This is a genomic window from Prevotella aurantiaca, assembly GCF_015262605.1.
In the GTDB taxonomy this organism is placed as follows: domain Bacteria; phylum Bacteroidota; class Bacteroidia; order Bacteroidales; family Bacteroidaceae; genus Prevotella; species Prevotella aurantiaca.
Genome location: NZ_JABZSJ010000001.1, coordinates 1 through 22,056 on the forward strand (window position 1 = coordinate 1; position 22,056 = coordinate 22,056).

Consider the following 22,056-nt stretch of genomic DNA (forward strand, 5'->3'; position numbering starts at 1 on the left):
TCCATTACTAAAATCCGTGAGCTTTTCAGCCTACCAAATGTCCATTACGCCTAAAGTTTGAGTTTAGCTTACCGTTTTTCGGTATATCTCCTACTCTACTTAAAGATTAAGTTTACATTACTGCCGACCATAATATATCGGTTGTTTGAGTTCCAAATCTGTTTTTAATTATAGTCTTACACTTCCTAATTATAAAACTATGATTTTTTAATTAAATATTTATTTTCTATAATGATAAATACTTTTCTTTAATGGATGGGCTTACTTTATACAGAAAAAGTTATTTAGCCGTTTCCTTACTACTACGTTTTGTACGCTTGAAAGAGCGGTAATCATCGAGTTCTATTTCAATGTCTGGCTCCACAAGTTCGCCGATCGAGGGAAGTTGGAACTTCATATATTTAATGTTTAATCCCCGTTCGATCCATTGATTTTCGTAATAGGTGTGAATGCCAAGAATTTCTTTTGTGCGGGAATCTAACTCAGTAGATTGCACGCCATTAGTCTCGTTAGCATACAAATCTTCGGTGCGGAAGAGCAGAGGTAAACTGTTTTTCTCTACAAGATAAGTCGTATAGGTAAAGAGGAAGTTCGAATCAGTTTTCAAATGTACCACTCCCCTATCCTCCAAAAAGTTTCGATAACGATTCAAAAAGAAGGTTGATGACAGTCGTTTGCGTGGATTCTTCATCTGCGGATCGGAGAAAGTAAGCCATATTTCCTGTACTTCATCGTTGGCAAAAAAGCGGTCTATAATCTCGATACTGGTACGCAGAAAAGCCACATTGGGCAGATTTTCGTCTAAAGCCTGCTTTGCACCCGTGTATATTCGCGCTCCTTTTATGTCTACCCCGATGAAGTTGATATTCGGATATAAGCGTGCTAACCCAACAGTATATTCACCTTTACCGCATCCCAATTCTAAGATGATAGGGTTATCGTTATGGAAATACTGTTCACGCCAATGCCCTTTCATATCAAAAGGCACCTCGCTAACGACGCCATACGGATATTGGAAGACATTACTGAATGTCTCCATCTCTGCAAATTTCTGTAATTTACCTTTACTCATAATGGTTGCAAAGTTACAGAAAAACGTTAATAAAATAGCATTCTTGCTAAAATTTACGTTTATCAGACGTAAGAAAAGGTTAATATAGAAATTGTTTTATCGTTCTATTATCTTTATATGGCTGCGCTTATCCGCTCTTTAATGAATGAACTCCCGTTAATATATAGAAGAAACAGTATACATCAAAGAGAACGTAAAGTGCGATACCAATACCCATTATAACTTTTCCTAATAGGTTATGCGTTGCCATTTCTTTTATAAAAGCAGGAACAGCGGTGATAAAAAGAAAGAATCCCGCGAAGCCCGACAATACGCATATAATTGGAAGAGCCTTCATAAAGGATGAAGAAGCTGGTACTCCGACTGGTTGTTTGTCCAAAATAAGGGAAGTAATTACATACGTAATCAAACAGAAAATATCAGCAATGTACAAGTACTTTAGTAGATTAGACCTGTGAAAATAGGTCATAATCGACAAAAGCACCACCATGACTAATGATGCATATAAGGCATATACATTTTCAGTACCCGATATCATAGGTTTCATTTTTATTACAACTTGATTTCTTTACACATTATTTATTAGACCTAACAGCGAGAAACCACTATCGAAAAGCTATTCTGACAACAAACGAAACACTTTGCTAAAATGTAACTTTCAATACATTTTTACGGCAATTATTGTTTACCTCGTTAGCTAATATTACTTGCTTGGTCATATATCTAATAACGAAGCAGCAAGTATTTTATTACATTTTTATCCATCTCAATCATTGTTTTTTACATCTCTCCTATTCCTTTCAGTCCCTCATCTTGCTACTTTCTGATTCTTCCTGCGCAATACTCATCGACTTTTATAATAGATACCAATATCCCCGAAACAGCCATTTGCTTCGTGAATATTGGTATTTTATTGCGATAAACGGTTAAGGCATCACCTTAATTGCGGCACAACTGCCCACACGAACAAAGAAAGGCTGATGCGGAAGGTTTAATATAATATTGTTACCAGCCTTGATTTTTGATGTCTTCAAGCATTTTCCATCGAACGAATAGATGGCGAGCGACTCACCGATGTAATCGTCTGCCTGCACGTTTAATATACCGTTATTCAATTGACAACTAACTTTGGGCTGCTCGGCACGTACTTCATAAATACCTGAAGGAGATGGATCATCTGCCAAATAAGAAAGACTAACGTAGCAATAGCCACAACCTTGCACTATCATAAGACCGCAAGTAGCAAGCGTTTTCGACTCTGGGTTATACATTTGCCAGCACCGTGTGTCGGGATTAGTACCTCTATCGATGAAGCCATTGGCTGTAAATAGCTTGTAAACCTCGCTAACTTGTGGTGTCGTTACGCGTTCCCACGATGCAGCAAGTAGGTAGAGAGCGCACAATTCGTTTTCTTCTGGGGTGAAAGCGAGCATCATAAAGGGGAACTCAGCATTATTTGTAGACAGAATTTCCAGTCCTTCGCGTTCCTCTTCGCTCACCTTTGGATTCATGGTCCAATACTCTTCGGTGTACTTTGTATATGCTTCGCTTTTCAAAAAGTCGTCCATTGTCTTTGCTTTCTTTTCTCCCCAAGAGGCTGAAAATTGTGGGAATGTCATGTCTACATGGTCGTCTACCTCTACCATAAACTTCATTTCGTCCAGTATATGGTCTGGATCGAAGGCATCTAAAGTACCAGGATATGCACTCGAAATACGCAATGTCAGTTCTGTTTTTCCTTTTCCCACCGACTTAAAGGCATTCCCTTTCGGTTCGATAACACTTTCGTTAGCCGACGAATAACGCAAAACGATGCGCTCACCCTTTGCTATATGCTCCTGAGTTGCCTTGTTATACTTCTTCACATACATACGATAGTTGCGATATATCGGTATTTTGAGTTCCTTGGCTGCAATTATGCCATGCTCGTCGTTGGTTGCTTGCGTTGTCAGCGTGCCTATTGCGAGGAATAAAAGGGAAAATATAATACGATATTTTAATTGGTTCATACTTTTCATAATTATTGTATTTAATTGCTATATAGGTAGTTTTAGTTATTTAATGCAACCATTACTTTCACTGTTTGAGGTGTTTTAGATTCTGAAGGAATAAAGGTTACAAGATAGATACCTGCTGGTAGCTTTGCCGAAACAGCATAGTTGCGACCTGCAACATCGTGTATGGCAACAATGCGAGCACCCTCTGATGAAACGAGCTGGCCATCTACAACTTTCAAAAGCGATAAAGCCGCAGCGGAATTTTGTGTAATATGAGTAACCACTTGACCTTCTCCGCAAGGCACTGGCATATCGTTATTGACACCAACAAGGCGTCGCCACACATATTCAGCGCGGTCGCCATTCAGCAATTTGGTAAATTCTTCCGAGCGCATGTCCTCTCGTGCGTAAGCCATACCCATTGAATTGCCCTGAAAAAGATTGCTATCGTAGTAGCAATTCTGCACTTTTATCACCACGCCATCGGCCTTTGCAGCAGTTGGATAGATAGGATCGAACACACCATTGGGGTCGGTTGCTTCCACTTTACCGATGTTATACGAACTGCTAATACTTACTGTGGCGTCTTGTAGACTCATTCCGAAGATGCCTCCGGCTATGTTTGCTGCCTTCACATCGCCTCTGTTCAAACAATCGCTAATGCTTAGACTGCCCGATTCGGCATATCCTACAATACCGCCAGCGTAGTTATTGTTTGTATTTACGCTGCCATAGTTGACGCAACGGCTCACAATGGTTCCATGAACGCCATTCATTGCCAAGATACCACCCACTGCCATGTCGGTTGAAACAACGTTTGCGCTTGATGTACAATTCGTTATAGTTGATGGTGAAAGGAACACTGAGGTTGCAATACCACCTGCATAAGGTTTCAATCGCGCCTTAACTGTAACGTTTTCGCCCGCATGACAGTTGTCTAATACCGAACTTACCAATACAGAAGCAACGCTCGCAACGATGGCATCGGCTTCGAAATGGCAGTTCTTCAGTGTTAGATTCATCACCTTAGCGTCCTTCAATATACCGAACAAAGCTACACCAATCTTGCTCTTTCCTGTAAAGGTCATGTTCAGATTAGATATCTTATGCTTGTTGCCATCGAATGTTCCGCTGAATGCTTTCAGCGTTGTTCCGCTCGTTCCGAAGTTGTTTCCGATAGGCTTCATGTTACTTACGCCTGTCATATCAATATCTTTTGTCAGCTTAAAGTACTTCCCTGCGTAGTCAGTCTCGGTATCTACAGCCACCGAAAGGTCTTCTATATCGCCAGCCGTACTTATTAAATAAGGTCTTTCCTTTGTTCCTTCGCCACCGCTATACGTAAATTCGTCTGCCTTACGAATACCAGTACCCGTTAAATGAACTTCGGTTGTGGTTTCTCCCGACTGCAATTTCAGCACAGCTTGCTGTGTTCCTAATGCTTGCGGAACAAATATTACGTCTATATCTGCCGTTCCGTTCGTCTCCAAAACCTTTATATTCTTAGTCGATAAGGTGAATAACGGTGCGCCATCACCCAACAACGACAGTGCAATATCGGCACTTAGGTTCTTGTAAACAATGTTCAGCGTTAGCTTCTTCGCCTCTCCTTTGTTCACTTCGCCAAACGATAAGAGGTCGTTATTGGCTAAAATAGAAGGTCGATTGGGCACTTCTGCTTCGCAATCGGTTATACTTATGTCGTCTAAATTAAAGGCTGCGTCGTACTTTCCAGCCGAAGCGTAATCGAATACGGTGTAATCGGCACGCACAATGCGCATGCGTCCCTCTTTCACATTGACCTTTGCGCGAAATCGTTGCACCTCTGTTGTAGGCTTAAATGCCTGCCCAATGGTTTGCCAATGCTCTCCTTTGTCTTCTGAAACCTGCACACACCACTCCACTTGCGATGTTGTGTGCTCGCCATAGGCACGATAAACAAACTCAATCGTACCTATTCCGCCTTGCTTATCTTCGGTCATGGCCATATAAGGCATTTCCTTCATTGACATTTTATAGCCGTAGATGCGTGCAGCACAATTACCGTTGGCAAAGTCGTTGGCCCCTGCTGTACGTCTGACAGCATACGTCGACCATGCCAAACCATTCAGTTTAAGGTCGTAATGATTCGGTCTGTCGCCGAGTTTATCGGCCTTTGCCGATTCAAAATCGTAACTCCAGTGGTGTTTTGCCTGCTCTCCCAGTGACGTAGGAGAAGCCTTTAACTCAGAAATACAGGTAAAGACGAGTGCAAGCACCCAATAAATTTGATTCTTTTTCATAAATATATGCGTTTAAAAAAATGAGTGAGTAAGTTATAAAAATGATGTTTCTCTTGCTCAAAAGAGATGATTTTCCAGATAGTCAAGTCGGTTATGTGTGCATGGTTCTGTTAGAAGCGTCGGTTCTAAACACTTCATTGCAAATGTAATAAGAATATTTTAAATTTACAACAATTCGGCTGTTATTTCTTAAAAATTGTATTTTTAATGAACTAAAATAGCTGTTTGGAGTGGGCTAACCTTCGAAATAATGGACTATGCTGTCCATAAATGGAGTGAGTTCTCGTGTGTACGACACGTTGTGCCAGTCGCGAGCGGTAAGCGAATAGGCTACTATGAGGCGGCGTTTGGCCCTCGACATGGCAACATAGAACTTGCGTGCGTCTTCTTGATTCTGCTTTTCGGTGGTGTTTCGCTTATTAGGATAGCGCTCAGAAGCGGCATCAAAGACGATGACATTGTCGAATTCAAGTCCCTTTGCCTTGTGTACTGTAGTAACGTAGACACGTTCTTTAAGGCTCTTACTATTACAAAAGTCGCTCTCTTTCATCGTACTGATTTCCAGCATATAGCGGTTTATCTGTTCAATAAGTGCATTAGGCAAGTGTTCATCGGCCAGTAAGTCGAACTCTAAGTAGCGCAAGAAGTATGGTAAACGCTCTATCTCGCCCATCAGTCCTTGTGCTTTCAATTCGTTGTAGGCGTTCTTCACCTCTTCCACCAAAGCCTTTTCGCTGCCCGTTTTCAGTTCGTAGCGTTGCGAAAGTGTAGCATTGTAAAGTGGAGCATAGGCATCGCGAAGTCGTTTTACATAGGGAACCACCTGTTTGTGGGTCATGAAGGCGACTTGTTGTGGTTGCTGTTGTGCTGCCTTTTCGGCACAAAGGCGAACCAGCGAGATGGTTGCTGAAACGTCGTCGATGGCTTGATGCGAGTTGATACCTGCAAGTTGGAAGTGTTCTAAAAGTTTTTCCAACTTGTAAGATGGCAGACCTGGCGCCAATAGACGTATGAGTTTAAGCGAGTCGAAGCAGGGGTTCGTATGGTTTTTCATGCGGTCGGCAGGCGTATATCGGCGCATATTGTAATCTAATATGTTGCTATCGTAGGCAACGTTATGCCCTAACAGTGCTGCATCGCCCACATATTGCCAAAACTGTTGCAGGGCTTCAGCAGGCGAAAGTAGTTGTCGGCTGTGCATCTTTTGGTGGTAAATGGCATACATTGGGTTCTCTTTCTCACCGAGTTTGGGCTGAATTGGTTTGTCGGTACGTATATAAAGGTCGAGCGGTTCGCCCACTATCTCGCCCTTATGCAGGCGTATTGCTGCTATTTCTATGATGTCATCGGCGAAGGTATTAAGCCCGGTGGTCTCTGTATCAAACACTACGAGGTCGCCATTGCTATACTTTTGCAGGAAGTCGGTGGTGTAATTGCTGTCCGAATAGAGCAGAAAATCGGTCGGAGAGAGCGATAATTGGCGCAATTTGTGTAGGAATCGGCGTGCAAGACCCTTACTTTCGAACACCTTTAGGCCTTTCATGAGCAGCGACCACGCCAGTATGTTCTGCTCGTTGTGCTGCAATGAGATGTGGGAGATAAGTGTTTTCATTGCAGGAGTATCGAAAAGGTCGCGCCCCGACACCTTTAAATGGTTCACATTGTAGCGGTCTAAGGCTCTACTTACCTTATCGGCATCGGCGTTTGCGTTTACAATTACTGCCGTTGTCGCCTCTGTGTCTTGCTGAAACAGTCGTTCCGATGTTGCAGCAACAGCGTCGGTTTCGTCTTCTACCGTATTGCTTACCAGCACAACGAGGTCGCCCTGCCCTGCTCTATCGTTATTATCGGTGAGCGGAAGCAGTTCTTTGTCGATGTGCAACTGGTGCTCTGCATAGTCGTTAAACACGTCTAAGAGGTATTTGGGCGAACGATGGTTCTGCAATAGGTGGTGTATATTGCCTTTACAACGGGTTTTCAGCAAACTCAATATTTCTATTTTTGCGCCCATAAACGAGAAGATGGCTTGCTGCTCGTCGCCCAGATACATCACCATTGGGTCGTCGTCAGCCACCAGCAGGTCGATAATGGCAAGCTGCATAGCGTTCAAATCCTGCACTTCGTCTACCTGAATCCACTTGTATTTGGGGCATGTTGCGTCTGCTTTGTATATATTGTAGGTATGGAGCAGCAGGTCTTCGAAGTCTAACATAGCGTGTTCCTCTTTGTAAGTGGCAAAGAGTTGGGCGTAATACATCTTTGTTACGAGTGCTCTAAGGGCTTCTGCCAGCTGTCGGTTTACGTAGGGCGAGTTAGCTTCGTCGGCATATAGCATGGCATTTTCGTATATTTCCAATACCGTTTGCTCGTTGAATGGCTTGCCTTGCGAGTGGCAAATGTGCTTAATCGCCTCTCTATCGTTGTCGGTAAAGCACTCTGGGTGGAGGTAATACTTCCATTCGTGGCCATGCTTCATTTGGAACATGAGGTGCGAAAACAGTATTATCTGCTTGTATTCTTGCTGCTTTTTGTAGTTGTTCATTACGGCGTCTTCGCCTTCTTGCCTGTATTCGGCGATAATACTGATGGCTTCTTCGTCGTCGATGATGGAGGTATCGGCAGGCACTTTCCCCTCTTCGAACAAGAATTTGGAACAGAAATGGTGTACGTTGCCCACTTGCAGACTACTTGTATCGTCTTCTTTCATCACGAAGCGAATACGGTTCTGCATTTCGCGAGCAGCACGATTGGTGAACGTTAGGCACAGCATATCGGCATAGTCTAAGCCCTGTTGGCGCGCGTGGCGTATGCGTTGGGCAAGTATATGCGTCTTTCCGCAGCCTGGCGATGCCAAAACAAGGTGGTGTCCGTGCTGTGCTTCTACTACTTTTTGCTGACTTTCGTCGAGCAAGTGGTATGTTTCCATTTCCTTCATAGCTTGTGGGTGTGTTATGAAGACAAAAGTACGAAAAAGAAAAGAGATAGCCGAACGATGGCCGAAAAAAGTGTTCTGCACGCCACAAGCATCAACAATGCGGAGCTACTATGGTGTAGAGACGTTACCATTGCTACGTTTTGGTGGACTGTTTTGGGTGCCGTAACCAAGCGGTATTCTACCTATGAAATGGTGAGAAAAGGAAAATTATTTTGTAAAGAAAATAGTAGTAAAAAACGATAGAAGCGCTTTTGGTTTGTAAAAGCGGCTGTTTTGCAACGCAAAAGGGCCTGTTTTGTCGTGCAAAAGAGCCTATATTGCAATGCAAAACAGGCTCTATTGCAACGCATTGATAATCATAACGTTACGCAATAGTTATGCTTTGGAAAAATATTTACAGTTGTAAGGTCGCTTTTTCGTGTAAAAAACGTAGGGTCGGCAAAAGGATTTTGCCAACTAATGGGGGTGAATTGAAATGGTTGGAATAGGCCGAAACAAAGGCGAAAGTGCGTCTGATTGCTTGTCTTAACTTGCCGATGATGCTGCTTTGGCTTGCTTTCTGGCTTGTTGGCGAGCGATCATCGTACCGTAAACGTATAGTTCGGCATAAGCGGTCCAAGTTCCGATGAAGCGCACTGCAACGGAGGTGTCGAAGGCTGTAAGTCCTGTCAGCACCCAGTAGGTGGTGGTAAGAGATGATGGATCGCCTGCTTTCATCGTTTCATAGTTTAACCAATACATGTAAAGGAGCAACAAAAGTGGCGCACTTATCACACATATAACGCACAATCTAAGTACTGACGAAAGACAAACAAAGCTGAGGTAATAGCCGAGATTCCTCATAATCTGTTTCTTTCCCAACTTTCCTGTTTCCTTTTCGCCTGATAATCGTCTTACCTTTCTTGATATATCGAACAGCGATACAACTAAAAGTATGATAGGAAGCCATTTAGGAGCACCCATTAAAGCAGAGATAAGGGCTGATGTAAACATAACAGCACTAAAGAGAAGGTACATGAATGTGCCCCGAAAAGTAACGCTTAGGTGTTGCTGCCAGTGCTGATAGCCCAAGGCAATGCAGCTCTTTACGCTGCGTTCTTTTACTAATTCGTCCATATTGTCAGTTGCTTTTAGATTGTTATTGTCGGCCTGCTACACTGCTTTTCTGTGTATTGGGCGGTTTCTATTAGGTTCTTCGCTTAAACTCTGAGCATACTATGGCGGTTGCAATGGCTACATTTAACGATTCGGCACGTGTGGTTCCGACCGAGAAATTGGGTATCAACAACTTTCTGTTCACCCGCTTTCGTATGTCTTCCGATATGCCTTTGCCTTCGTTTCCCATCACAATAAGACCATTAGTAGTGAGGTTTTCAGCGTAAATATCCTCGCCATCGAGCAGCGTTCCATAGATAGGATAATCCTTTGGAAGTGTGTTTATTAGGTCGTTTAGGTTCAAGTATTGCATCTTAACCCTTGCAATACTTCCCATCGTAGCCTGTACCACCTTCGGACTCCAGCAGTCTGCCGTATCCATAGAACAGAAAATGCGTGTTATTCCGAACCAGTCGGCCACACGAATGATGGTTCCGAGATTGCCAGGATCCTGCACTCCATCGAGCGCAAGGGCCAGTTCGTGTTCGCCAAGTGCTACTTGCTGCTCTCCTTCGGCAGCTGTTTCACCTTCGCCGTTGCCCTCTTTGGTGGTCTGAGGGAGCTTGAATATGCCCAGCTTTCCTTGTGGATGTTGTAGGAACGACACCTTTTTGATGTCCTCTTCTTCCTCAAACAATTCCACCAATTCGAACCCAGCAGTAAGCAAATCGCCCACTACTTTAGGTCCTTCAGCTACAAATAGCCCCTGCTTTTCCCTTCCTTTCTTCGTTTCGAGTGCCCGAACGAGTTTTATTTTGTTCTTAGATATCACCCTACAAAAATACAAAAAACTATCTGTTTGCACGCTTTTACTGCTAACTTTTTAGTATCTTTGCGCAAAAATTTAGCGGTATTGATGCTTAGAATAAAAGGTTTCCATATATATTTTTTACTGTTTTTTGTCACCTTAGCAACACTATTTGCGTCGTGTTCGACCGATAAGTTTGTGGCAGACGGTAGCTATTTGCTCGACAAAGTGGAGCTTCGCTCTGATGCGGCCGACTTTAACGCGTCGCAGTTGGCACAGTATGTGCGCCAAAAAGAGAACTCTCGGTGGTTCTCTGTGTTTAAAATACCACTCGGAACTTACTCTTTGGCAGGGCGAGATACTACAAAATGGATCAACAAAACGCTACAACGAATTGGAGAAAAGCCTGTTTACTACGACACTTTGCAGGCTCGTCTGTCGTGTGAAGACCTCCGCGTGGCGATGAACAATATGGGATACATGAACGCTCGTGTAGCTCTTAACACGAAAGTGAGGGGCAAAAAGCTCAAAGCAATATATACTTTGATTCCCGGAGAGCCCTTTCAGATAACTCGTTTTAACTATGATATACAGGATTCGGCTATTGCTGACCTTCTAAAAACGGAACTTTCGCAAGGTGTTAACGCCAATCAGCCACGCCAATTCACTGTTGCAGCACTCGATAACGAACGCAAACGCATTACAAAAGTGCTGAATAACCATGGCTATTACCGCTTTAACAAAGACTATATCTACTATACGGCGGACACAATCAGGGGCTCTCGTGGCGTAGATGTAACGCTCCATCTTACGAAATACAAAGAGTCTGCGGCAGATAGGCAGCCTACTTTACACCCTCGTTACATCATTGGTAAAGTGAACGTTATGCCCGGAGACTCGACCGGACTGCACCTTCGACGCGGCGTTATAGCCGATAATACGCTCATAGAACCGGGCAAATACTTCTCAGCAACCGACCTTCAAAACACTTATAACAACTTTGCGAGGTTGGGAACGATACGCTTTACCGACATAGAATTTAGGGAAATGCCACAGTTTGACTCTGTTACCATCGGCAAGATATTCGATTATACACCGGTGTCGCTGCGCTTTTTGGAAACGAATATAAAACTTTCGCACACCAAACCTAACACGTTTTCGTTCCAACCTGAAGGTACGAACACTGCAGGAGACCTTGGTGCAGCAGCTGTTCTTACTTATCAGAACCGCAATCTATTCCACGGAAGCGAATTGTTTAGCTTGGAATTGCGTGCTGCTTTCGAGGCTATTAAGGGCTTAGAGGGCTACAGCAACCACAATTACGAGGAGTATGGCGTGCAAGCAAGACTGCAATTCCCGCGCTTTATTGCACCTTTCTCTACGCGAGAGTTCCGCCGCCACAGCAACGCTGTATCTGAATTGTCGGTTAGTTGGGACTTCCAAGACCGACCAGAGTTCCACCGTCGTGTCTTTTCAGCGGCCTGGAAGTACAACTGGAGTAACGCTAAGCGCAACCTAAACTACGAACTTGAGGCGCCAGACCTAAGCTATGTCTACATGCCATGGATTAGTGAGCGCTTCAAAACAGACTATCTTGACAACGTTTCGAACCGCAACGCCATACTGCGATACAACTATGAGGACCTCTTTATCATACGTTCGGGGTTCAGCATAAGCTATAATAGGAACGACGATGTGGCCATTAAGGCCAAGATAGAGTCTGCGGGAAACTTCCTTTCGCTCGTTGATAAGGTGTCGAAGTTTAAGAAAAACGAGCAAGGACAGTCTAAAATATTCAACATTGCCTATGCGCAATACCTTAAATTCGACTTCTCTTTCACTCGCATATTGCGATTTGACCCTCTCAACTCGCTTGCTTTGCACGCTGATTTCGGCATTGCGTATCCCTATGGCAATAGTAAAGTGCTGCCATTCGAGAAGCGTTACATTGCAGGAGGGCCTAATTCGGTGCGCGGTTGGAGTGTTAGAGAATTGGGACCGGGTAGTTTTCGTGGCACCGATGGGCGCATTGACTTCATCAATCAGACGGGTGATTTGAAGTTAAACCTTAATGCTGAGTACCGCACACGCCTATTTTGGAAATTCGACGGGGCAGCTTTTATCGATGCAGGCAACATCTGGACCCTCCGAGAATATGCCGAACAACCTGGCGGTCAGTTCCGTTTCAATAGGTTCTTTCAACAGATTGCGGCTGCCTACGGACTGGGATTGCGTCTTAACTTCAACTATTTTATCTTGCGTTTCGACACTGGTATGAAGGCCATAGACCCTGCTTACTCGACCGGAAGGGCTCATTACCCCATCGTTCACCCTAATTTTGGTCGCGATTTCACCTTCCATTTCGCTGTCGGACTGCCGTTCTAAAGAGGTCGGAACCTGCTTTAGGACTTAACGAAAGTGAAAAACGGCAATACAAAAGAAACTCGATGACACAACATCGTGTATTGCTAAATAATTTTATTACTTTTGCAGCAAATTAAAAAACAATGCTAAAATTCATATCTTTGGGAAGCGGAAGCAGTGGCAACGCCTACTTTTTATACACCGAAACCGACGGAATCATCATCGATTGCGGCATCGGCTTTCGGTCGATGAAGAAGTATTTGCAAAGCTACGGGCTGAACTTCTCCATGATTCATAATATTTTTATAACGCACGACCATGCCGATCACGTTAAGTCGGTGGGCAATTTAAGCGAGAACTACGCTATTCCTGTGTATGCAACCAAGGAGGTTCATCAAGGAATAAACAATAACTGGTGCGTTAAAAAGAAGGTTGCACCAGGCCAAGTGCGGTACGTTGAGAAGAGAAAGACCATACAAATAGGCGAATTTACCATTACTCCGTTTGCTGTTCCACACGATAGTACCGACTGTGTGGGCTACTGTGTGGAGCACGAAGGGGTTGTTTTCACTCTCGTTACCGACTGCGGACACGTTACAGACGAGATTCGTAGCTTCGTATCGAAGGCCAATTACTTGGTCATCGAGGCCAACCACGAACCCGAAAAGCTTACGGCTGGGCCCTATCCGCAGTACCTCAAGGCGCGCATCATGAGCCAAACAGGACATCTTAGTAATGCTGATTGCGCACAAACCATAGTGGAAAACGCTACAATAGGACTTAAACACGTGTGGCTTTGCCATCTTAGCGACGAGAACAACCACCCCGAATTGGCGAGAAAAGCGGTTACAAGCGAAATGGCAAGTCATGGTTTAGTGGCGGGTGTAGACTTCGTTGTGGAGGTATTACGCCGTAAAGTGCCAAGCGAAATATACGAACTGAAATAGAATTAATTGATATATCCAACAACAAAATGCCCCTTACAACTGTTTGGTTGAAGGGGTTTTTCGTTTTTAGGTAGGTTGATTTCTACAGCCTTTTATACCGAAACACCTGACTACATTCTAACTATTAACTTGTTGAGGAGGCCTCTCACCTACCTTCGCCAAGTTGCAAAACCATGATACAAAACTGCTCTTACGTTGTAAAGAAAATACATGAAGAAAACGAAAGAATTGGTTTTGCATTCTAAAAGCACCTATATTGCAGCGCAAAAGGGCCTGTTTTGTCGTGCAAAAGAGGCTGTTTTACAACGCAAAACAATGGGTATTGCAACACATTGATAACTAATTGGTTATACGATACTATTCGTTTGGAGAAATCTTTACAATTATATAGACTTAATATCTACATATTACAATACTTCTGAAGGGGCTGGAAGGTTGAAGAAAATAGCGAACAATAACATTTCAGATAGGAAGGCAGATAGTGTTACTTCTATCGTCTTTCCACCATCTGCAACCTATACGCCAACCCCTCTGCTGCATTTTTATCTCTCGTTCTTGCCCGAAAATGGAATGTACTCCTACCCTTTTGCGCCCTTAATAGAAAGAGGTGGAAGTGTTAAATAATCACTCTTAGGTAAAAATTACACCAGTTTTATTTGGCAATATCATTTTTATCACTACCTTTGCGGTGTAATATTTACACAAGAAAGATATGGAAGAGAAAGGTTATACATACAAATATCCACGCCCAGCGGTAACCACCGACTGCGTGATATTTGGTTTTGATGGTACGAAATTGCAGGTTCTTTTGGTGCAAAGGGGCATCGAACCCTTTAAAGGACGATGGGCTTTCCCTGGTGGTTTCATGAATATGGACGAGTCGGCAGAGCAGTGTGCGCAACGCGAACTGATGGAAGAAACGGGCATGAAGGCCGATTTCATGGAGCAGTTTCACACGTTTTCCGACCCCGAACGCGACCCACGAGGACGTGTTATTACCATTGCCTACTATGCATTGTGCAAAATTCAGGAGGTGAAAGGGGGCGACGATGCTGCTAAGGCTCAGTGGTTTGCACTGGAAGATATTCCCCAATTGGCTTTCGACCACGACCTTTTGCTGCGCAATGCCATCAAGGTGCTGCGCGAACGTATTCACTTTCAGCCCATCGGCTTCGACCTTCTGCCTGCCAAATTCACCATGAAGGAGTTGCAATCGCTTTATGAATCTATCTTAGATGTGAAGTTCGACCGTGCTAACTTTGCGAAAAAGATGCTTCATGCCGACCTTCTTATAAAGTTAGACGAAACAGTTTGGCCCACCGCAAAGCGCCAAGCAAACCTCTATAGCTTTAATATTGAGAGTTACAACGAACTAAAACAAAGGGGATTCAGGCTGGAGTTTTAGTCTAATTTGTTGAATAATAAACTATTTGGCTTATGAAAATACTTAATTTTTTCAAGGGTTTTACCAACTCAAAACAGCAAAAGACTAACACGTTTGACGCTGACGATGCTCCAAGAATCTATCGAAACGTAGAGCGTCCTTACTTCACTCCCGATGCAATTTCGGAACTTCGCGACGACGAGATATTTGTTTTCGGAAGTAATATCGAGGGGCTTCATGGTGGCGGAGCAGCGCTTATTGCTGCAAATAAGTTTGGTGCTGTGGCTGGAAAGGGCGTGGGTTTGCAAGGACAAAGTTATGCTATACCTACGATGGAAGGCTCTTTGGAGCAAATAAAGTCGTATGTTGACGAATTCATAGCGTTTGCACGGCAGCACACCAAGTACTTTTTCTATGTTACACGCATCGGTTGTGGCATAGCAGGATATAAGGATAAGGACATCGCACCGCTGTTTTCGGACGCGCTAAACGTTGAAAACATCAGCCTTCCAAGGTCGTTTGTGTTGCACATAAACCCTAAAATACCGCGCGAAATCGTTCAGATAATGTACGGACAGGTGCGTACGATGGTGGACATACTAAAGGTTTTGAACTCGAAAATGGCGATTAAGGATGCCGACGACGCTGCCAACAGACTGCGAAACATAGTGGAAAAGAATGTAAGATATGGCGATGCGTACGCAATGGCAGCCCTTCGGGCGCTCAATATCCTTATAGATAGATACACAGAAGCTGGCAAAGGCGTCGATATTGAGCGGTTAGAACGTGATATGATAGACATTTTCAAGGAAGAAAAAACATGGGAAACGTTGCCTATCGTTGAGGTTTTTTATCACTATTCGGCGGAAAAGTTGGTAAGATACATTAAGTTTTTGAACGATTTTCGCCGTTATACCGACTTTAAACAGATAAAAGATGACCTTTCATCTATACCGTTTAGCCATTGTAGTTCGAACGATGAGGGTTATTATTTCAGTTTCGATAGAAACACGATATACGTACTTTTACAAAGCATAAAAAACTCGTGGAAGTATGTATCGAAGGATGGTGTGCTGAACAACGAGGCGTTAGAACAGTTTATTTTTGGTAATTACGAGGAATTGTTGGCACGATTTGGCTTGCGCAAGACTATTAAAAAAGCCTACATTCAAAGTCCTTGCGTTAGGTCGATGCGGGAGCCTAATCAATATAAAGGTATACCATTAATGGCTCCTAACTTCACTATTAGAGAGAACAACATAGAGAAAGAATGTTCAGGCTTCCAAAGATGGCCAGGCTGGAACATGGATTTTGAAATGAAATTTGCGAAGGAAATATTAAAGAAAGACCCTAACTATAAGTTGGTTGGTGATTATTTCGTACCGCGCGAAGATAAGTCTTTGCCTACATATTCACTTACATTGGGAAAGGTTAAGCTCAAAAGCGAGTTGGAAAAATCTGTATCAAAGAAAGATAAAGAGTAAGCATGCTGATAGATTTCAAAGGAAAAAAGATTGCTGTTAAGGAGTTCGACTGTTGCTTTGGTTCGCTGGCTGCACACCGAATTAACCCACATGTAAACCTGTTTGTAAAGGTTACGAAGGGTTGCAATGCGCATTGTTTGTTCTGTTCGAATGCCAATGCGATGCCGCCTGCATCGGCTTTCAACGTCGATAAGCTGATGGACATTATATCGGATTTGCAGGAAAGGGGTGTTAGAGTGGGACGGGTGAACATTACTGGAGGCGAACCTGCAGTGGCGACGCCATTGGTGGGCAGAATAATAGAGCGCATGGAGGAAAGCAAATACAGCCATTTGCACTTGCACCTGAACACAAACGGCATTCTGCCTGGCTCGCAACAGCTGATGAAAAACGACCGTTGGGATAGCATTTCGATGTCGCTTCATCATTACAATCGGCACAAACTATCGGAGATTTATGGTTGTGAAATTCCTGAAAATGCGTTCAGTTTCGAGGGCATCAACCTGCAAAAGGTGAACGTTAGTTGCAACCTTATAAAGGGATACATCGACAATGCCACGGAAGCAGCGAAGATGTTGGACTTTGCCATCGACCTCGACATTCCACGAATTGGCTTCGTAGCGTTGATGAAAGTAAACGAATACTGTCGTAAAAACTTCGTAGACATCGAGTCGATTGAATGGAACGAGATTCCACACGTGTACTTTACGAAGTCGATGAACCGCGGTGTCGACTGCAAATGCAGCAACTATTTGTATAACAAAGACTTGAAAGTGCTTGAAGTTTATATGCGAAACTACGCCAATCCGCAGTACTGTGAGTCGTCGTTGGTGTACGATGGGGAGTATCTGCGGCAGGGTTTTCACGAGGATAACATTATATTTTAGAGCCTTATGAGCATAGAAGAGGTATTTGAAACAAGGAAAAACGAGCCTCGTTGGAACACGTCCTATCCGCTATCGCCAACCGATTGGACAGCTTATCGTGTACCTTCGGCATTGCAGTTTGCCACCGACAGAGAACTATCGTTCTACATTCACATTCCATTTTGCAGACAACTGTGTTCTTTTTGTGAATATACGAGAATGCTATGTCCCGACGATGGCATGCAAAAACACTATATAGAGGTGATTGCCAGCGACATAAAGCGATTTAAAAGTAAACATTCGACGTTGTTGTTAAAGGGTTTCGACATAGGTGGAGGTACACCTACGGCACTAACGGAGGGCAATTTCGACCTGCTAATGGCGGTGTACGATGAGGCGGTGCAGGGCGTTTCGCTGGCTGCAAACTACGAACCGAGCATTGAAGGTACGTTCAGTACCTTGTCGGAACATAAACTGGAACGAATGGTTGAAAGCGGTTTTCTCCGTCTGTCGTTGGGCATTCAGTCTACCGATTCGAGCGTTTTGTGTGCGCAACACCGTGAACGCATAGCCGAAGACAACTGCCTTCGGTGGATAGAAAAGGCGAATGCTGCTGGCATTAACAAGGTGAATCTCGACTTAATGTATGGGTTGAAGGGACAGAACGAGGCTACCATAGACCACGATTTGCTCACTATCAAGCGGTTATCTCCGCAGCAAGTAACGCTTTACGAACTACGGACGAACATGATTTCAACGAAAGATATTCCGTCAAAAGGCGAATTATTTGCACTATATCAACGTTATTTCGATGGTTTAACAGCCTTGGGCTACCACGCAAAGTTCGGTCAGAACACCTTTTCGCTATGCGCTTCCGACCTCGGAGTGTCGTCTTATCTGCGCACAAGAATGTTGAATGGTACGCCCTATAAGGGATTCGGCATTTCGGCACAAAGCATGAGCAGCGAAGGAATTGCTTATAACTGCGGTAAAAACAGTGCTGAAATAAAACGTTTGTTGGCCCGAACTACTTATGAAGAAGACTGCACCTATTTGCTTCCTAGCCATGAACTCGCCTCAAAATATATTGCCATCTCTGGCTATTATGGCGGTTTCTCGCTAAAAAAACTGCGTTCGCTGGCTGGAGAGACACATGCTGCACGCATCGAAGAGGCATTAAATTTCTGTCTGGATAAGCAGTTTCTAAGTATGGAAGGTCCGCATCGGGTCCGCATCACCCAGTCTGGCTTTCTCTACTATGGTGCCATTCTCTCGTTGTTTCATTCTCTGTAAAGCCTCAACAACCAGACTTTCGTTTTGTAAAGAAAGTTCATGCAAAATCGCATCTAAGTATTATTGCATCTCAAAAGCGGCTGTTTTGCCTCGCAAAAGCGCCTATATTGCTCGATAAAACAGGCACTATTGCAACGCAAAACAGCCGCTTTTGCAATGTGTTGATTATAAGATTGTTACACAGATAAATGCGCTTTAAAAAATATTTACACTTTTATTGCGTTTTCGCATCATATCTCATAAGGTGTAGCAATCTGCTATCTTCCTTGCGAAAACAATTAGAACAATTCTAAAACACACCGCTTTCAACCTGCTTCTATCCCGATACGACCTTATAAAAGCAATGGTCGATTCGACTATTAACAGCACCAACGCACATTCTCAGCCCAACTTTTAGAACCCCATAAAAACAGAACTCCCTCAACGGTGAGGCCGTTGAGGGAGTCTATTAAGCTATGAGAAATTTGTTTTTGTTCTTGATTAGTAAGCGAACAATGGGTATTCTTTCATTGTAGCGTTTACCTTTTCACGAACTTCTGCGATGACTTTTTCATCTTCTGGAGCAGAAAGAACCTTGTCAATCAGTTCTGCAACGAGAACCATAAGGTCTTCCTTAGCACCACGAGTAGTCATAGCAGCAGTACCAAGACGGATACCTGAGGTCTGGAAAGCAGAGCGAGTATCAAATGGTACCATGTTCTTATTCACTGTAATATCAGCTGCAACGAGAGCGTTTTCAGCCACTTTACCAGTGAGATCAGGGAATTTTGTGCGGAGATCAAGCAACATAGAGTGGTTGTCTGTACCGCCTGAAACGATGCCATAGCCACGCTTTACGAGTTCGTCAGCGAGCACAGAGGCATTCTTCTTAACCTGTGTTGCATACTCTTTCCAGCTTGGTTCGAGTATTTCACCGAAGGCAACAGCCTTCGCTGCAATAACGTGCTCTAATGGACCGCCTTGGTTTCCTGGGAAAACAGCAGAGTCTAAGAGCTGTGACATCTTCTTGATAACACCCTTTGGAGTTGTCTTTCCCCATGGATTATCGAAGTCTTCACCCATCATAATCACACCACCACGAGGACCACGGAGAGTCTTGTGTGTTGTAGTTGTTACGATGTGAGCGTACTTAACAGGGTTGTCGAGCAAACCAGCAGCAATCAAACCTGCTGGGTGAGCCATGTCTACCATGAAGATTGCGCCTATTTCGTCAGCTACTTTGCGGAAGCGTGCGTAGTCCCATTCGCGGCTATAAGCTGATGCACCAGCGATAATGAGCTTTGGCTTGTGCTCGCGTGCGAGCTTCTCCATGTTCTCGTAGTCTACACGACCAGTCTCTTTGTCGAGCTGATAACCGATAGGACGATAGAGAATACCAGAGTTATTAACTGGGCTACCATGTGAAAGGTGGCCACCATGATTAAGGTCTAAGCCCATAAAAGTGTCGCCTGGCTCGAGAATTGCAGCAAGAACAGCTTGGTTAGCCTGTGCACCTGAGTGTGGCTGCACGTTTGCCCAGCAAGCACCGAACACCTTTTTCACACGCTCGATGCAGAGGTTCTCTACTACGTCTACTACTTGGCAACCACCATAATAACGCTTACCAGGATATCCTTCAGCGTATTTGTTGGTAAGGTAAGACCCCATTGCCTGCATTACTTCGTCACTAACGAAGTTCTCAGAAGCGATAAGCTCCATGCCTTTCAATTGGCGTTGGTGCTCTTGCTCGATTAGATCAAAAATCTCAAGATCTTTTCTCATGTTGTTTAAGTATTAAAAATGCCTCCACCGACCATCTACATTATTTAGCAAAAAGCCGCCAAAAGCAAGGTTGTTATAATTAGCTGCAAATATAGGAATTTTCTAATAACACGGCAAATATTTTATGCAAATATTTGCAAGGAGACCTTTAAACTGAGCCTTAAGGTTGATTCTGCAAAGTTGGCATAGCAAAGAGAAAGCGGCAACAAGGTATTTTGTGTTCCTTGTTGCCGCTTTATGTTTTCTTTTTTCAGTGTCTTTAAGCGTATGTTTTTATTGACTTGATAATGTTTAACACAACTCGACCTTGTCCATTTGTTGTTCCTTGTCGCAATAATGGCACTTCAATATGCCTCTCGACTTGTTTACAACGTTGAATATTGTAGACATTGGTTCGTTGTTGGTAATGCACTTTGGGTTGTTACATTTTACGATACCACTCAGTTCGTCGGGCGTTATGACTTCCTTTTTCTCTACCACTTCATAGTCGCGAATGATGTTTAAGATGATGTTTGGAGCCACAACAGAGAGGCGAGATATTTCATCATCGGTGAAGAACTTATCGCTTACTTTAATGATTCCCTTGCATCCTACCTTGGAAGAACTAAAGTTATAGCCAATGGTAACGGGGGTTGAAAGACTCTGAAGTCCGAGAAGATTCACGACTTGGAAAGTCTTTTCTGCAGGTATATGGTCGATTACGGTGCCATTTTCGATGGCTGCAACCAATCGTTCTTTCTTATTCATTTCCATAATCTCCTTATTTAATTATCGTCTTATCGGCTTTCACTTCGTCCATTCCTATGCCGAGACAGTAGGCAAAGATAGCTTCGCGAGCAAAAAGACCGTTCTTAGCTTGCTGTATATAGTAAGCGTGCGGATTGCTATCCACGTCGTATGCGATTTCGTTTACACGTGGTAGTGGGTGTAATATGCGCATGTTGGGCTTTGCAAGGTGTAGCATATCGTTGCGCAGAATATAGACATTCTTCACTCGTTCATATTCCATAAGGTCAGAGAAACGTTCCTTCTGCACACGTGTCATATATAATATGTCTGCTCCAGCAATAGATTCTGGGGTAAATTCCTCTTGTTCCGTATATCGAATACCATGCTGTTTGCAGAATATTTTGTACTCTTCAGGCATAGCAAGTTCGGCAGGTGCGATGAAATGGAAGGTTGGATTGAAGTGTCGCATTGCTATTAATAGCGAGTGAACCGTACGTCCGTATTTAAGATCGCCAACCAAATAGATGTTCAAATTCTCTAAAGTACCTTGCGTTTGGTTGATCGTGTAAAGGTCTAAGAGGCACTGTGATGGGTGCTGATGGGCGCCATCGCCAGCATTCACGATAGGTACAGGCGACACTTCCGATGCATATTGCGCTGCTCCCTCAATGTGATGGCGCATTACAATCGTATCGGCGTAGTTCGCAACCATCAGTATTGTATCCTTTAATGTTTCCCCTTTGCTCACGCTCGAGGCCTTAGCATCGGTAAATCCAATGACTTTCGCACCCAAACGATTCGCCGCTGTCTCAAAACTGAGGCGTGTTCGGGTTGAAGGTTCATAAAACAAGGTAGCTATAATGCGGCCTTTCAGTAAGTCGCGGTTAGGATATTTCTCAAATTCCTGAGCCATCTGAATAAGATAAAGAAGCTGTTCCTTATCCAAGTCCTGAATGTTCACAAAGTTCTGTTTCTCCATTGTATCGTGTTGAATTGGTCGTTTTCGAGCGTAAAGGTACAGAAATAATTTTTATTGAAG

The 22,056-nt window shown here is 43.7% G+C and carries 17 protein-coding genes; 7 read left to right on the top strand and 10 right to left on the bottom strand.

The genetic code is table 11. The annotated features are described in order from the left end of the window. Positions 1 to 280: 280 nt before the first annotated feature. The 5 genes from trmB to HXN26_RS00025 form a co-directional block, all read right to left on the bottom strand. A complete protein-coding gene (trmB, locus tag HXN26_RS00005; protein ID WP_273157978.1) occupies positions 281 to 1,072 on the bottom strand; it encodes a tRNA (guanosine(46)-N7)-methyltransferase TrmB in 792 nt (263 codons plus the stop codon). A gap of 127 nt (positions 1,073 to 1,199) precedes the next feature. Next, complete coding sequence (locus HXN26_RS00010; protein WP_025000769.1) at positions 1,200 to 1,619, bottom strand: hypothetical protein; 420 nt, start codon at positions 1,617 to 1,619, stop codon at positions 1,200 to 1,202. Positions 1,620 to 1,998: 379 nt separating this feature from the next. Then, positions 1,999 to 3,090: a hypothetical protein gene (locus HXN26_RS00015; RefSeq protein ID WP_273157981.1), complete on the bottom strand. Its 1,092-nt coding sequence runs from the start codon at positions 3,088 to 3,090 to the stop codon at positions 1,999 to 2,001. A gap of 32 nt (positions 3,091 to 3,122) precedes the next feature. Next, positions 3,123 to 5,351, bottom strand: a complete 2,229-nt coding sequence (locus HXN26_RS00020; protein ID WP_273157982.1) for a halomucin — start codon at positions 5,349 to 5,351, stop codon at positions 3,123 to 3,125. A 235-nt stretch (positions 5,352 to 5,586) separates the two neighbouring features. Next, positions 5,587 to 8,286 (bottom strand): 3'-5' exonuclease, encoded by a 2,700-nt coding sequence (locus HXN26_RS00025; protein WP_273157983.1) that lies wholly within the window; start codon positions 8,284 to 8,286, stop codon positions 5,587 to 5,589. Between the two features lie 16 nt (positions 8,287 to 8,302). Between HXN26_RS00025 and HXN26_RS00030 the strand changes: the two genes are divergently transcribed. Next, on the top strand, positions 8,303 to 8,452 hold the full coding sequence (locus HXN26_RS00030) for a hypothetical protein (RefSeq protein ID WP_273157984.1): 150 nt from the start codon (positions 8,303 to 8,305) through the stop codon (positions 8,450 to 8,452). Between the two features lie 359 nt (positions 8,453 to 8,811). On the opposite strand, the gene HXN26_RS00035 is transcribed toward HXN26_RS00030, so the two are convergent. After that, on the bottom strand, positions 8,812 to 9,402 hold the full coding sequence (locus tag HXN26_RS00035; RefSeq protein ID WP_273157986.1) for a hypothetical protein: 591 nt from the start codon (positions 9,400 to 9,402) through the stop codon (positions 8,812 to 8,814). Positions 9,403 to 9,472: 70 nt separating this feature from the next. Continuing rightward, entirely contained in the window at positions 9,473 to 10,213 is a 741-nt protein-coding gene (locus HXN26_RS00040) for an RNA methyltransferase (RefSeq protein ID WP_273157988.1), read from the bottom strand. An 84-nt stretch (positions 10,214 to 10,297) separates the two neighbouring features. Between HXN26_RS00040 and tamL the strand changes: the two genes are divergently transcribed. The 6 genes from tamL (at position 10,298) to HXN26_RS00070 (ending at position 18,527) form a co-directional block, all read left to right on the top strand. Further along, complete coding sequence (gene tamL / locus HXN26_RS00045) at positions 10,298 to 12,574, top strand: translocation and assembly module lipoprotein TamL (protein ID WP_273157990.1); 2,277 nt, start codon at positions 10,298 to 10,300, stop codon at positions 12,572 to 12,574. Between the two features lie 122 nt (positions 12,575 to 12,696). After that, positions 12,697 to 13,500, top strand: coding sequence for an MBL fold metallo-hydrolase (locus tag HXN26_RS00050; RefSeq protein WP_273157991.1), 804 nt, complete (start codon positions 12,697 to 12,699; stop codon positions 13,498 to 13,500). Positions 13,501 to 14,212: 712 nt separating this feature from the next. Continuing rightward, on the top strand, positions 14,213 to 14,905 hold the full coding sequence (locus HXN26_RS00055; RefSeq protein ID WP_273157993.1) for an NUDIX hydrolase: 693 nt from the start codon (positions 14,213 to 14,215) through the stop codon (positions 14,903 to 14,905). Between the two features lie 32 nt (positions 14,906 to 14,937). Continuing rightward, a complete protein-coding gene (locus tag HXN26_RS10855; protein ID WP_337954470.1) occupies positions 14,938 to 16,368 on the top strand; it encodes an A1S_2505 family phage non-structural protein in 1,431 nt (476 codons plus the stop codon). A gap of 2 nt (positions 16,369 to 16,370) precedes the next feature. Further along, complete coding sequence (locus tag HXN26_RS00065) at positions 16,371 to 17,255, top strand: radical SAM family protein (RefSeq protein WP_273157995.1); 885 nt, start codon at positions 16,371 to 16,373, stop codon at positions 17,253 to 17,255. Positions 17,256 to 17,261: 6 nt separating this feature from the next. After that, on the top strand, positions 17,262 to 18,527 hold the full coding sequence (locus HXN26_RS00070) for a radical SAM protein (protein ID WP_273157997.1): 1,266 nt from the start codon (positions 17,262 to 17,264) through the stop codon (positions 18,525 to 18,527). 480 nt (positions 18,528 to 19,007) lie between these two features. On the opposite strand, the gene glyA is transcribed toward HXN26_RS00070, so the two are convergent. The 3 genes from glyA to pyrB form a co-directional block, all read right to left on the bottom strand. Beyond that, positions 19,008 to 20,288 (bottom strand): serine hydroxymethyltransferase, encoded by a 1,281-nt coding sequence (glyA, locus tag HXN26_RS00075; RefSeq protein ID WP_273158000.1) that lies wholly within the window; start codon positions 20,286 to 20,288, stop codon positions 19,008 to 19,010. Between the two features lie 291 nt (positions 20,289 to 20,579). Further along, a complete protein-coding gene (gene pyrI / locus HXN26_RS00080) occupies positions 20,580 to 21,035 on the bottom strand; it encodes an aspartate carbamoyltransferase regulatory subunit (protein ID WP_024999679.1) in 456 nt (151 codons plus the stop codon). Between the two features lie 13 nt (positions 21,036 to 21,048). Continuing rightward, on the bottom strand, positions 21,049 to 21,996 hold the full coding sequence (gene pyrB / locus HXN26_RS00085; RefSeq protein WP_024999680.1) for an aspartate carbamoyltransferase: 948 nt from the start codon (positions 21,994 to 21,996) through the stop codon (positions 21,049 to 21,051). Positions 21,997 to 22,056 lie beyond the last annotated feature (60 nt).